The organism is Neobacillus sp. PS3-12, from assembly GCF_030915385.1.
Classification (GTDB): Bacteria; Bacillota; Bacilli; order Bacillales; family Cytobacillaceae; genus JAEVLT01.
Map to the genome: position 1 here is coordinate 1202345 of NZ_CP133268.1, position 13635 is coordinate 1215979.

Annotated in this window: 10 protein-coding genes and 1 pseudogene; 1 reads left to right on the forward strand and 10 read right to left on the reverse strand. The window is 39.2% G+C overall.

Annotation, left to right across the window (positions count from 1 at the left end; all coding sequences use genetic code 11):
* From RCG17_RS06260 to zapA, 8 genes and pseudogenes are all read right to left on the reverse strand, one after another.
* Complete coding sequence (locus RCG17_RS06260) at positions 1–774, reverse strand: electron transfer flavoprotein subunit beta/FixA family protein (RefSeq protein WP_308174379.1); 774 nt, start codon at positions 772–774, stop codon at positions 1–3.
* Between the two features lie 56 nt (positions 775–830).
* Positions 831–1604, reverse strand: coding sequence for an enoyl-CoA hydratase (locus RCG17_RS06265; RefSeq protein WP_308174380.1), 774 nt, complete (start codon positions 1602–1604; stop codon positions 831–833).
* 28 nt (positions 1605–1632) lie between these two features.
* Entirely contained in the window at positions 1633–2214 is a 582-nt protein-coding gene (locus RCG17_RS06270) for a fatty acid metabolism transcriptional regulator FadR (RefSeq protein WP_308174381.1), read from the reverse strand.
* A 334-nt stretch (positions 2215–2548) separates the two neighbouring features.
* A pseudogene (locus RCG17_RS06275) lies at positions 2549–4251 on the reverse strand (AMP-binding protein).
* Positions 4252–4507: 256 nt separating this feature from the next.
* On the reverse strand, positions 4508–6865 hold the full coding sequence (locus RCG17_RS06280) for an endonuclease MutS2 (RefSeq protein WP_308174382.1): 2358 nt from the start codon (positions 6863–6865) through the stop codon (positions 4508–4510).
* A 12-nt stretch (positions 6866–6877) separates the two neighbouring features.
* The gene (gene polX / locus RCG17_RS06285; RefSeq protein WP_308174383.1) at positions 6878–8599 is read right to left on the reverse strand and encodes a DNA polymerase/3'-5' exonuclease PolX; all 1722 of its coding nucleotides are present in this window, start codon (positions 8597–8599) and stop codon (positions 6878–6880) included.
* A gap of 77 nt (positions 8600–8676) precedes the next feature.
* Positions 8677–9231: a CvpA family protein gene (locus tag RCG17_RS06290; RefSeq protein WP_308174384.1), complete on the reverse strand. Its 555-nt coding sequence runs from the start codon at positions 9229–9231 to the stop codon at positions 8677–8679.
* Between the two features lie 8 nt (positions 9232–9239).
* A complete protein-coding gene (zapA, locus tag RCG17_RS06295; RefSeq protein WP_308174385.1) occupies positions 9240–9500 on the reverse strand; it encodes a cell division protein ZapA in 261 nt (86 codons plus the stop codon).
* Positions 9501–9660: 160 nt separating this feature from the next.
* Between zapA and rnhC the strand changes: the two genes are divergently transcribed.
* Positions 9661–10602 (forward strand): ribonuclease HIII, encoded by a 942-nt coding sequence (gene rnhC, locus RCG17_RS06300; RefSeq protein ID WP_308174386.1) that lies wholly within the window; start codon positions 9661–9663, stop codon positions 10600–10602.
* Between the two features lie 22 nt (positions 10603–10624).
* On the opposite strand, the gene RCG17_RS06305 is transcribed toward rnhC, so the two are convergent.
* Positions 10625–11041: a DUF6306 domain-containing protein gene (locus RCG17_RS06305; RefSeq protein WP_308174387.1), complete on the reverse strand. Its 417-nt coding sequence runs from the start codon at positions 11039–11041 to the stop codon at positions 10625–10627.
* A 169-nt stretch (positions 11042–11210) separates the two neighbouring features.
* Positions 11211–13625, reverse strand: a complete 2415-nt coding sequence (pheT, locus tag RCG17_RS06310; protein ID WP_308174388.1) for a phenylalanine--tRNA ligase subunit beta — start codon at positions 13623–13625, stop codon at positions 11211–11213.
* Between the last annotated feature and the right edge of the window lie 10 nt (positions 13626–13635).

The following is a 13635-nucleotide window of genomic DNA, read 5'->3' on the forward strand; positions in this document are numbered from 1 at the left end:
TTAAATTACTTTTGCTTCGGTGTGCAGAAGCAGTACAAGTTCTTTTACTTGATCTGTTATTTCACCTGAAAGAACCTTTCCTGCCTCTTTTTTATGCGGCAAATAGAGTTCGATTGTTTTTGTTTTAGCTTCCACATCGTCCTCATCAAGATCAAGATCATCTAGTTCAAGTTCATCAAGCGGCTTCTTTTTAGCCTTCATAATCCCTGGCAGTGATGGATAACGCGGCTCGTTTAAGCCCTGCTGAGCGGTTACTAAAAGCGGAAGGTTTGCCTCAATTACTTCTGAATCCCCTTCAACATCTCGTGTTATTGTGGCCTTTTGTTCGTCGATTTCCAGCTTTGTAATTGTTGTTACATAAGAAATGCCCAACAGTTCGGCTACACGAGGACCCACTTGTCCTGAGGCACCATCAATGGCAACATTGCCCCCCAAAATCAAATCAGCATTTTTATCTTTCAAATATTCAGCAAGAACTTTTGCGGTTGTATATTGGTCGACATTTTGGACATCATCTTCAATATTAATGAGGACAGCTTTATCGACTCCCATTGCTAATGCCGTACGCAATTGCTTTTCTGATTCCTCATTGCCGACAGTAATGACCGTTACCTCGCCGCCGTTTGCATCACGTACTTGAATGGCTTCCTCAATGGCGTATTCATCATAAGGATTTATAATAAATTCCGCTCCATCTTCGTTGATTTTTCCTCCTGAAAGGGAGATCTTTTCTTCTGTATCAAAGGTTCTTTTCATTAGTACAAAAATGTTCATAGCTTCCTCCTTGAGATTCATTTTTTTAATTTTTAGATATCTTATTTGAAAAAAATTTAGTTCCCTTTAAAATTAGGGGACCTTTTTTCTAAAAATGCTTGAATCCCTTCTTTTGCATCATTTGATACAAATACCTTTCCAAACAGTTCTGCCTCTTTATTAACTCCTTCATAAAACGTATTTGGTTTGGAAAAATTCAATAGTTGGATTGCTGCACTTAGGGCAACTGGACTTTTTTGCGCAATTTTTTTTGCCATTGTCCTGGCCGTTTCGAAAACATCATTTTCAGGGCAGGCCTTGTTTGCCAAACCCAATTCAGCTGCATTAGCACCAGATATCGGTTCAGATGTAAATAACATTTCAGCAGCTTTCGCAGCTCCTACATATCGCTGGAGTCTTTGTGAACCTCCAAACCCTGGAACTAATCCCAACTGCAGCTCTGGTAGTCCCAGTTTGGCACTTTCACTAACAATCCTAATATGGCAGGCCATCGCTAACTCAAGACCGCCGCCGAGTGCCGCACCATGTATTGCAGCAATAATAGGTTTTGGAAACCTTTCCATTCTTTCAAATAAGTCCTGACCAACTTTGCCAAGCTTAGAGAAATCCTCCATGTTGTCCACGGTTGTAAACTCTTTTATATCAGCACCTGCTGAAAAAAAATGTCCTTCACCACGAATCAGAATAACCCGTACTTGATCATTGCCTTCTATATCATCCATTACGACTGATAATTCCCGCAGCATCCATTGTGATAAAGCATTCGCTGGAGGACGTTGTAATGTAATCGTTGCGATTAAATTCTCAACTGATACTTTTAAATATTCCAATCCCATCTCTCCCCTTATGGATTTTTCTTTAGCTGCCGCATCCTTTTATGATCAAGTGATGAATTTGGCCCGCTAACGCAGTTAAATCATACTTCTCCTCATTCATTACCCACGATGTTGCCATTTCATCAATTGTGCCGAAGATCATTTGTCTGGCAAGACGTACATCAAGTTCTTTTGAAAACTCTCCTTTTTCAATTCCTTCTAAGACAATATTATCAATGACCTGTAAATATCCTTTAAGGATTTCATTAATTTTCATTCGCAGTTCTTTATTCGTTTGACGTAACTCTAACTGAGTTACGATCGCCAGATGATGATCGCCCGAGAGCATGGAGAATTGTGATTCAATTAATGATAATAACTTCTCTGTTGCTGTCGTTTTTCCTGCAATAATATTTTCATTTTTTTCTACAAAGTCTCCCATTTTCTCTCTAAAAAGGGAAATAAGGATATCTTCTTTATTTTTAAAGTATAAGTAAATGGTTCCATCCGCTACGCCAGCTTGTTTCGCAATTTTTGAGACTTGTGCCTGATGATAGCCATTTTCAGCTATAACAACTACCGCAGCATCAATAATTTGCATATATTTCGGGCCATTCTTTTTCAAACTACTCTCCCCTTACTAAATGGTATGATTAACTCGCTTACTTAAAAACGGAATTGAATAGTTAAGGGAAGCGAATTATGATTCATTCATAAGATTTTATTCCATTTATTGAATGAATAGTCATTCATAATTTAATAGTAATTTTTGAAATAATCGCTGTCAAGATACCGATCACAAAAAGAAGATACGAAAAAAGAGCCATCAATTTGGCTCTTTTTTTGGCTAATAATAAGGTATAAATTTTTTCCAAAATTTATACTTTATTATGTCGCATAAGTGCAACTACGCCTCTGTCATCGCCCTTAGGGGCTCGCCAATCGGCGAGTTTTCTTTATCATGCTTGTTTTTTGGATTCATCCGCTATTTTTTTCATATCTTCATCAATCAATACCCTTCTTAAAATTTTTCCAACTGCAGTTTTGGGAAGTTCCTTTTTAAATTCGTAAATTCTCGGTACTTTATAGGAAGCAAGATACTTTCTTGTAAACTGATTAAGTTCCTCCGCTGTAACATGTGCACCTTCTTTTAGAACCACATAGGCTTTAACCGTTTCACCACGATATGGGTCGGGAATTCCCGCCACAACAGCTTCTAGAATATCTGGATGCTCATACAGCACCTCTTCTACTTCACGAGGATAAATGTTAAATCCTCCCGCAATGATCATATCCTTTTCCGGTCAACAACATAGAAATATCCGTACTCATCCATATAGCCAAGATCTCCTGTATAGAGCCAGCCATCTTTAAGTACTTGTTCTGTTTCCTCCGGACGGTTCCAATACCCTTTCATGACCTGTGGACCTTTAACAACTATTTCCCCAATCTCACTTGGAGGTAAGCGGTCTCCATTTTCTAAGGAAATGATCTTGGCATCGGTATCAGGCCAAGGCAATCCTATGCTCCCTTTGATGTACGGTCGGTCCCAAAGGAGATTTGCGTGCGTAACTGGTGAAGATTCTGTTAATCCATACCCTTCAACAAGCTTTCCACCAGTTATACTTTCAAATTTTTCCTGCACCTCCGCGGGGAGTGGAGCAGATCCGCTGATACAGGATTCAATTGAAGAAAGGTCATAATTTTTTATTTTAGGATGATTTAATAATCCAATATAAATGGTTGGTGCCCCGGGAAATAAAGTTGGCCTTTGTTTGTGGATGGTTTTTAATGTTGATTCTGCATCAAACTTTGGCAGCAAGATCATTTTTTGGGCTCCCATGACTGCTAAAAGCATAACAATGGTCATCCCATAAACATGAAAAAATGGAATAACCCCTAACAAGGCCTCTTTCCCTATTTTACATTTATAAAGCCATGCCTGAGCCATTCTTGCATTTGAAACTAAGTTTTTATGTGTAAGCATTACCCCCTTTGGATATCCAGTGGTCCCTCCTGTATATTGCAAAATGGCGATATCCTCTTCAAAATCAATATCATAAGCTATTAATGGTTTGGCAGGGTACTTTAATATTTCCGTAAGCAAATGTGTATTTCCCTTATGCTTTGCATCAACTACCAGACCATATTGTTTCTTCTGTATAAAAGGATAAATAAAATTTTTGGGAAATGGTAAAAAATCCTTAATAGAGGTTACAATAATATGTTTTAAGTCGGTTCTGGCTGATACTTTTGATACCCGTGGATAAAGAATATCTAATGTGATAATCGCTTTTGAGCCTGAATCATTCATTTGGTATTCAAGCTCACGCTCTGTATAAAGAGGGTTTGTCTGTACGACGATTCCACCTGCAAATAAAATGGCGAAATAACTGATAACTGATTGCGGAGAATTCGGAAGCATTATTGAAACACGATCACCTTTTGTTATTCCCAAGTCCTGTAAATAGCTCGCTAAAGTAACTGACGCATCATAAACTTTTTGATAGGTAAGTTCTTTTCCCATAAAATGAATTGCTGTTTTATTCGGAAACCTCTTGGCTGCATGGACTAAATACTGTTGGAGTGGTTCCGGGAGATACTCTAAAGATGCTGGAATTTCCTGTGGGTAGAGCGAAAGCCATGGTTTGAACTCGGTCATCACAATCCTCCTTCGAAAATATTCAAAAAATTCTAACTATCTTTTATTATAATATAGGCATGTTAAAAAAACCATTACTGTAAAATCACAGCAATGGCTTTCCATTAACTAAAAAAAATCATATAGATTAGACCAATAATTAAAAATACTCCACATAATCCCAAGAGGACCTTTGCTAATTTTTCCAACCTATTTCTCCCCTTCAAAATACCCTGCTCGATTTCTAGCCTATTTTGCTTGGAACTCCTATAAGGAACTATTTAAATTCAACAACGGTCACACCCGTTCCGCCTTCTCCTGCATCCCCAAAGCGGATTTTCTTCACTGAGCGGTGATTCCTTAAATATTCTTGTACTCCTTGTCTAAGAGCCCCTGTGCCCTTTCCATGGATAATCGAAACCCTGGGGTATCCAGCTAACAAGGCGTCATCCACGTATTTTTCAACTCTAAGAAGTGCTTCCTCGTACCGTTCCCCGCGAAGGTCTAATTCTAGATTCACGTGAGAGTCTCTTCCTCGAACGATTGCTAGCGGCTTTGTCTCAACAGGCTTAGGAGTACTAATATACTCTAAATCCTTCTCCTTGACTTTCATTTTAAGAATCCCAATTTGAACTTGCCATTCATCACTTGAGTTCTTTTCAAGTAAAATGCCTTTTTGATCAAAAGTAAGAACCTTCACTTCATCACCTGGGGTGAAAGTATGTTTCCTTTCCTTCCTTTGGTGAGCTTTGTTAGTTTTTTCAATTTTTGGTGCTGCTTCTTGTAATCGTTTCTTCGCCTCGATTAACTCATGTTCTTTCACATCTGCATGCTTTTCAATTCTCATTTTACGAAGATCACGAATAATTTTTTCTGCTTCTGCCTTTGCTTCCTCGACAATGTCTTCAGCCTTATCAGCTGCTTTTTCATAAAGCGAGTCTTTATGGTCATAAAATTCGATCATTTGCTTTTGCAAATCCTGATGAAGCTTTTCAGCCTGTTTTAAATAGGCCAGTGCTTCCTCATGCTCGCTTTCAGCTTTTCGTTTACTTTCCTCTAAGGCGGATATCATATTGTCAATTTTGTTTGTTTCGGAACTCACATAAGAGCGGGCACCCTCAATAACTTTTTCATTTAATCCTAATCGTTTGGAGATTTCAAAGGCATTACTTCTTCCTGGAACCCCTAGTAAGAGTTTGTAGGTTGGGCTTAATGTTTCCACATTAAACTCAACACTGGCGTTCATTACTCCCTTGCGATTATAGCCATATGCCTTTAATTCTGGATAATGGGTGGTGGCAATCACTCTTGCTCCTCTGTTATGAGTTTCGTCCAAAATCGATATCGCCAGTGCTGCTCCTTCTTGTGGGTCTGTTCCAGCTCCCAACTCGTCAAATAAGACAAGACTGTTAAAATCAACGCGCTTTAATATTTCAACAATATTTGTCATATGCGAGGAAAATGTACTTAAGCTTTGTTCGATCGACTGTTCATCGCCGATATCAGCATATACAGCGTTAAAAACAGCTAGCTCTGAGCCATCCAAAGCAGGAATTTGCAAACCTGCCTGCGCCATAAGAGTACATAATCCAACCGTTTTTAGTGTAACGGTTTTTCCTCCCGTATTTGGACCTGTAATGACAATGGTTGTAAAATCCTTCCCAATCATAATGTCATTCGCAACCACTTCTTTAATCGGGATCAATGGATGGCGTGCTTTAAATAATGAGATTCTTCCTTCATTATTCATCGTTGGCATCGAGGCTTTGATTTGTTTTCCATACCTTGCTTTTGCAAAAATAAAATCCAGGTCGGCGAGAACCTCAACAATAATTTTCAGTTCCGCCTCATGCTCAGCCGTCTTTGCCGAAAGCTCAGTTAAAATTCTTTCAATTTCAACCTGTTCCTTTACTCGAATATCCTGGAGCTGATTATTTAATTGAACGATCGCCTGTGGTTCAATAAAGAGTGTTTGTCCTGATGAACTTTGATCATGGATAATCCCGCCATAATGGCTCCGATATTCTTGTTTTACTGGGATTACAAAGCGATCATTTCGAATGGTTACAATTGCGTCAGATAACATTTTTTGGGCGCTTGATGAACGAATCATACTTTCTAATTTTTCACGAACCCGAGCTTCTGTCGAGCGAAGCTGATGACGAAGTGACCTCAAGAGTTCACTTGCTCCATCAAGTACCTCACCACTTTCTTCTATGGCATATTTGATTGCCTGCTCAAGATTCGTTAATGGAATAATTTTATCTGTCAGTTCTACCAATATTGGTATTTCCGTTCTTTCTTCTGCAATATCTTCAATAAAATGCTTCATTTGTCGGCTTGTATGTATCGTACTAGCAACATAAACCAGCTCATGTGGACTAAGGACACCACCAATAACCGAACGCTTAATATGGGCACGTATATCGTGAATCCCTGACAAGGGAACATTTCCTTTTATCCTCAATACCGTCGCCGCTTCATCTGTTTCCGCCTGGAGCTTTACGACTTGTTCAAAATCCGTTGAAGGAACAAGATCTCTTACTTTTTCTCTGCCTAAGGAAGAGGATGCTTGCTCAAATAATTGTTCCTTCACTTTATCAAATTCTAGTATCTTAAATACTTTTTGCTGCATGGAGAAGTCCTCCTATTTTTTCCTTTTATGCAATAACGCTACTAAATCGTTTAATTCCAATGTGTTAATGACAGATGACTTTTTAATCCACCCTTTTTTGGCTGTTGCCACGCCGATTTCCATATTTGACAATGTCCCCGTTTGGTGGGCATCTGTATTGATCGCTATCATCACTCCTGCCTCTTGCGCTTTTCGTAAGTGCTGGGAAGCCAGGTCAAGGCGATGAGGATTGGCATTTAACTCCAGAATAGTGTTCGATTCTTTTGCCAATTCGATTAGCAGATCAATATCCACATCATAGCCCTCACGCCGTCCAATTAATCTTCCTGTTGGATGGGCAATGATATCAACATGAACATTTTCCATTGCCGCCTTCAACCGGTCCATAATTTTCTCTCTTGGCTGTGAAAAGGCCGAGTGAATCGAGGCAATAACAAGATCCATCCCCTCTAATAGACGGTCATCATAATCAAGGCTTCCATCGGGAAGAATATCCATTTCAACCCCGCTTAAAATTGTGAAGTCATCATATTTTTCGTTTACCTTCTTTATTTCTTCCCTTTGTTTTAACAGTCTTTCAGGCGTAAGTCCATTTGCTACCTTTAAATATTGTGAATGGTCTGTAATGGCCATGTAACAATAACCCTTGCTGCGGCATGCTTCTGCCATTTCTTCAATCGAATTGGCACCGTCGCTCCATGTTGTGTGCATATGCAGGTCAGCTTTTATATCTTCGAGGGAGATTAACTCGATGGTTTCTGAATACTCCTCCACTTCTTTTCCGTCTTCCCTTAATTCTGGCGGAATCAACGGGAGATCAAAATGCAGATAAAATTCTGTTTCCGAGGAAAATGTTTGTATTTCCCCCGTTTCAATATTTTCCACACCGTATTCGTTTATTTTTTCTCCACGTTCCTTGGCGAGCTGCCTCATCCGAACATTATGTTCCTTAGAACCTGTAAAATGATGTAATGTTGTAATAAATTCATCAGGTTTTACGAGACGAAAATCAATTGAAACATCATATTGGAGGTCAAGGGTGACAGAAACTTTTGTCTCACCTGCCCCAATCACAGCTTTTATATTTGGAAGACTTAGGAGCTGGGTTCTTACAATTGAAGGATTGTCCGTTGCAATAATAAAATCCAAGTCTTTAATCGTTTCTCTCATCCTTCTTAAGCTTCCAGCCCTTGAAAATCGATCTATATCTGTCATATGAGCTAACTGCTTTTCAATTTGTTCAGCTATTGGGAGCATATAGGCAAGCGGAAGCCTTTCAGGTCTGTTGCCAGCCTGGAGGATCGAACTTAGAATTTTTTCCTCCGTTTTTTTTCCAAACCCAGGAAGTGCTTGTACCCTACCCGCCCGGCAGGCTTCCTCTAAGCCTGAAACATCTTCAACCCCTAGTGACTGATATAACTTAGCAATTTTTTTGCCGCCGAGTCCTGGAAGCTGCAATAATGGAATTAATCCTGGTGGAACTTCTTCTTTTAGTTCTTTTAAGACGGTAGAGGTTCCCTCTTGCATGTATTCCACGATCACCGCCGCTGTCCCTTTTCCAATACCTGGAATCGATGTAAAGTCTTCAATTTCGGTTAAGCTTCGCTCATCTATCTCCAATACATTAGCAGCTTTTCTGAATGCAGATATTTTAAAAGAGTTTTCACCCTTCAATTCTAAATAAATGGCAATCGTCTCTAAAAGTCGTACAATCTCTTTTTTCGTCCGTTCCAAACTTCCCACCTGCCTTAAAAGATAGCTTTTACTTTTATTATGGGTTAAGAATAAAGTCTTTAAAAAAACTTCTCTGCTTAAAGAGAAGTTGCCGTGCCTACGTATTCAATCCATAATTGTTTTATTTGGCTGGAAAGAACAGGGGTATGGTTTATAATCGCAGCAGCTAATATGGAATGGCTTAACGTATTTTGGAGTGCATCCATTGGTATTAGAGCAGCGACATATAGTAAGATAAAAACAATTAAGTATACTTCACAAAAACCAAAGATTCCTCCAGCCCAAACATTTAGTTGTTTTAAAACTGGTAAACGGGCAATAAAGCTCAACATCCGGCCAACTATTAACAAAAGCATCTTAACAGCAAAAAAGATAAGCATAAATGCAATTGCACGATAAAAAGCCGCTTCCATATCACTGCTATTCGTTATCAGTTTTAAGGTTGAATTTTCGCCGAAATTTGGATAAGGAATCCATAAAATTAATTTTGAAGCAAGTTCATCATAGTATATATTTGCTGCAATATATGCAATAATAAATCCGGTTAAATGGATAAGCTGCATGATAAGGCCTCTTTTTAAGCCGATGAAGAAACCCATGATCAACAGAACGAGAATAGCAATATCCAACATCGTTTAGATCATCCCTTTTCTCTCTTAATTTCTTCCTGAAGCTTTTCAAGCTCTTCTTTAATTTTTATATAATCATTGACAGCATTCACAGCGGTTAATACAGCCAGTTTATTCACATCTAATGACGGATTCTTTGAACCAATTTCCCGCATTTTGTCGTCAACTAACGAGGCTACAAACTTAATGTGACTTGAGCTTTCCGAACCTAAAATAATATATTGTTGACCGTAAATATCTACGGATATCCTGCTTTTTTGTGGCTTTGACAACGTGAAATGCCTCCAATCAAAAGAATCCTAAAGACTATCATAACATGAACAACACAAAGTGGAAAAGCGAAAAGGGGTCATGTCTGGTAAAAGGTTTTAACACTAGTATTGCTTTCAATTAGGTTGAGTGTAAAGAAAGAATGAATTTGAGGTGAATGATATGGGTAATGTTGTATTAAATCGAGATTTGGCTGAAATCATGAAAATGAAACAATATTATGAGAAGGCTCTTGTCGAAAAAATTCCTCCGGGAGGAGTTTTTTCCGCAAAAACGAATTCATGTGTCATTACTGCTTATAAATCAGGTAAAGTTTTGTTCCAAGGTGCAAATTGTGAGGTAGAGGCAAATAAATGGGGACAGGCTTCGCCAAAGACAGATAAGGCTGGAGGAAAACAAAAGACGCTCAGCAGCAAACTTCCGCCGAACATTGGAAGTTTGTCCGCCATTGGTTCTGATGAAGTCGGAACCGGAGACTTTTTTGGTCCGATCACAGTTGTGGCTGCCTATGTAAAGAAGGAGGACATTCCCCTTTTAAAAGAATTAGGAGTCAGAGATTCAAAGGATTTAAATGATGAAAAAATTACAGCCATTGCCAGACAAATAAAAGCTATTGTCCCGCATAGCCTGCTGAGCTTGCATAATCCAAAGTATAACCAAATGCAGCAATCCGGTATGTCGCAAGGCAAAATGAAGGCCTTGCTACATAATCAAGCCATCGGTCATGTATTAAAAAAGATTGCCCCAATAAAGCCAGAGGCCATTTTAATTGATCAATTTGTCCAAGAAAGTACTTATTATCAGCACATCAAAGGGCAGAAGGAAATCGTAAAGGAAAATGTCTATTTCAGTACAAAAGCAGAAGGGGTCCATATCGCAGTTGCAGCGGCATCAATCCTGGCTCGATATGCGTTTGTACAATATTTTGAAATATTAAGTGATGCTGCCGGTTTTAAGCTGCCAAAAGGTGCGGGTGCTCAGGTCGATCAGGCTGCGGCAAAGTTAATTTTGCAAAAGGGACAAGATGTTTTGCCTCAATTTGTTAAAATGCATTTTGCGAATACAGATAAAGCATTCAATCTAGTACGTAAAAAAAGGGGCTGATGGCCCCTTTTTCACCATTTATTTAATTTCCTAATAAGTATTTTTCCATTTCATCAATATTTGTGTGATGCACTTTTTTCATTTCTGTTAAAAACGCTTCTGTCTCTGGAATGGTCCCGAAGGCAATAGCCTGATCAATTTTGCGTGCGACCCATGCTTGTCCTTTGTTTAAGAGAACGAGTTTGTCCCGTAATGTTTCTAGCGCTATTACTTTATCCACAAAATCCCCCGTTTTCATACTGGGTTCTCCGCCTTCACGCAAAATGGCTTGATGAAGACCTGCACAGCTCCAAGCCTCATCTTTTTTCAACTGTTTATATTGTTCGTCTAATTCTTCTGATGGATATTGTTTTAGCAAATGATTCGCTGTCTCCACACCAGCACGCTCTGCTTCCAGCAAGGCATTCAATAAATCAATTAATTCCTGTTTTTCACTCATTTTTATATCCCCTTTGATCAATTTTATCCAAATCCCCAAAAGCAATATACAACTTTATTATCGTGTTTACTGTGTTCTAAATCACAAATATACAAAAAATTCTAAAATTGATACAATAAGACTATGTATAATAAAAAAGCGTTTGGAAAAATATCCAAACGCTTTTTTGTTATCCCCTTAAAACAGTTCCAGCTTGTTCTGCTAATGCTTTAAGGACTTTATCATGTACTTTTGTCACTTCTTCATCCGTCAATGTCCGTTCAGGGTCTGCATATTTCAATGAGAAGGCAATGGATTTTTTCCCTGCTTCCATATGCTCACCCTCATATAAGTCAAAAACATAAGCCTCTTTCAACAATGGGCCTCCAGCTGAAAGTATAATTTCTTTCAAAGCTCCAGAAGCAGCTTCTTTTTCTGCTACAAGAGCAATATCTCTTGTTATCGACGGGAATCGTGGAATAGATGTGTATTGTAACGGTTCAGTCGCTGCCTCAAGCACAGCCTTTAATGAAAGTTCAAACACAAGCGTATCTTTAATATCCAACTCTTTTTGCACACTTGGATGAACTTGACCTACAAAGCCGATTGTTTCACCATTTAGGAGAATGGAGGCAGTCCGTCCAGGGTGCATTCCTTCGACGTTTGCCTTCTCATATTTCACTTGATCGGTTAATCCGAGTTTTTCGAATAACCCTTCTAATACTCCTTTAATGACGAAAAAGTCTACTGGCTTTTTCTCTCCCTGCCATGAATGGTTCACCCAAAGACCAGTTATAGCTCCTGCTAAATGTTCTTGCTCTTCGGGCTGAACATCTTTGCCATTTGCTAAGAATACTGCACCGGTTTCATAGACCGCTAAACTGTCATTTTGACGAGCACTGTTATATTTAATCACTTCAAGTAATTGTGGCAAAATGCTTAAACGAAGCATGCTGCGGTCCTCACTCATTGGCATTGCCAGACGAATCGCATCTCTTTTTTCAAGAGCAAATTGGGTAACTTTATCTTCACTTGTTAACGAATAAGTTACAGCTTGATAAAGACCTGCACCTTCAAGGTATTGACGGACAACACGACGCTTTTGCTGATATTCCGTTAACCGACCAGGTGTCGTTGAACCAATTGGCAATGTTTTTGGAATATTGTCGTAACCATAAAGACGAGCAACTTCTTCGATTAAATCTTCTTCAATTTTGATATCGCCGCGGCGCGTTGGAACTGTAACGGTAATCGTTTCTTGTTCTGCAGTGACATCAAATTGTAGACGTTCAAAAATTTCTTTTACTTCAGCAGCAGAAATGTTGGTACCAAGAACGCGGTTGATTTTTTCAAGTGTAATGGAGATAACTGCAGGCTCAATCGTTAATGTATCAACTTCTACTCTGCCATCTAGAACTTCACCGCCAGCGTATTTTGCCATTAAAGAAGCGGCACGTTCGCCTGCTACCCGTACACGGTTAGGGTCAACGCCTTTTTCATAGCGATTGCTTGCTTCACTTCTTAAACCGTGATCTTTTGAAGCCTTACGAATCACACCACCAGTAAAATAAGCGGCTTCCAATAAAACTGTTGTAGTTTCAGCACTTACCTCTGAATTGGCGCCTCCCATTACACCAGCTAAGGCAACTGGCTCTTGACCGTTTGTAATCACAAGATGTTCAGAAGTAAGGGTACGCTTCGTGTCATCAAGAGTAACAATTGTTTCCCCATCTTTTGCACGGCGAACAAGAATTTCTTTTGAACCTAAACGGTCATAATCAAATGCATGCAATGGCTGGCCGTATTCTAACAAAATATAATTTGTAATATCGACAACATTATTATGCGGACGGATGCCCGCAGACATTAAACGTGTTTGCATCCATAATGGAGAAGGACCAATTTTAATATTTTTTATAACTGTGGCTGAATATAATGGATTATCCTCGCTTGCATCAACGGTTACTTTAATATAATCCGAAGCTTTTTCTTGAACAGACTGTAAATCGGTTTCAGGGAATTTCACTTCTCTGTTTAAAATAGCAGCGACCTCATAGGCAACTCCGAGCATACTTAAACAATCTGAACGATTTGGTGTTAAGCCTAGTTCCAGCACTTGGTCATCGCGGTTTAATAAGGCCATTGCATCCGAACCGACCTTGGCATCTGCTGGAAAAATAAAAATCCCTTCAGAATATTCCTTGGCAACCACTTTAGCTTCGATTCCAAGTTCTTGGAGTGAACAAATCATTCCGTTGGATTCTTCGCCACGGAGTTTAGCACGCTTGATTTTAAAATTTCCTGGTAAAACAGCACCTACTTTGGCCACTGCTACTTTTTGACCCTGAGCAACATTTGGTGCTCCACAAATAATTTGGACAGGAGCTTCCTCCCCAAGATCAACAAGGCATTTATGCAGGTGATCCGAATTTGGGTGATCCTCACATTCCAGGACATAGCCAATAACAATTCCCTGGATGCCTTCATTTAGTACTTCAACACCTTCTACTTCAATACCGCTTTTCGTAATTTTTTCAGCTAATTCTGTTGCCGATACGCCAGATAAATCTACATAGTCTTGAAGCCATTTATATGAAACGAACATATCGTATTCC

Excerpts from the sequence above, each read along its gene's own strand:
- RCG17_RS06260 (WP_308174379.1), bottom strand. The coding sequence starts at position 774 with ATGAACATTTTTGTACTAATGAAAAGAACCTTTGATACAGAAGAAAAG.
- RCG17_RS06280 (WP_308174382.1), bottom strand. The coding sequence starts at position 6,865 with ATGCAGCAAAAAGTATTTAAGATACTAGAATTTGATAAAGTGAAGGAA.
- RCG17_RS06290 (WP_308174384.1), bottom strand. The coding sequence starts at position 9,231 with ATGTTGGATATTGCTATTCTCGTTCTGTTGATCATGGGTTTCTTCATC.
- rnhC (WP_308174386.1), top strand. The coding sequence starts at position 9,661 with ATGGGTAATGTTGTATTAAATCGAGATTTGGCTGAAATCATGAAAATG.
- RCG17_RS06305 (WP_308174387.1), bottom strand. The coding sequence starts at position 11,041 with ATGAGTGAAAAACAGGAATTAATTGATTTATTGAATGCCTTGCTGGAA.
- pheT (WP_308174388.1), bottom strand. The coding sequence starts at position 13,625 with ATGTTCGTTTCATATAAATGGCTTCAAGACTATGTAGATTTATCTGGC.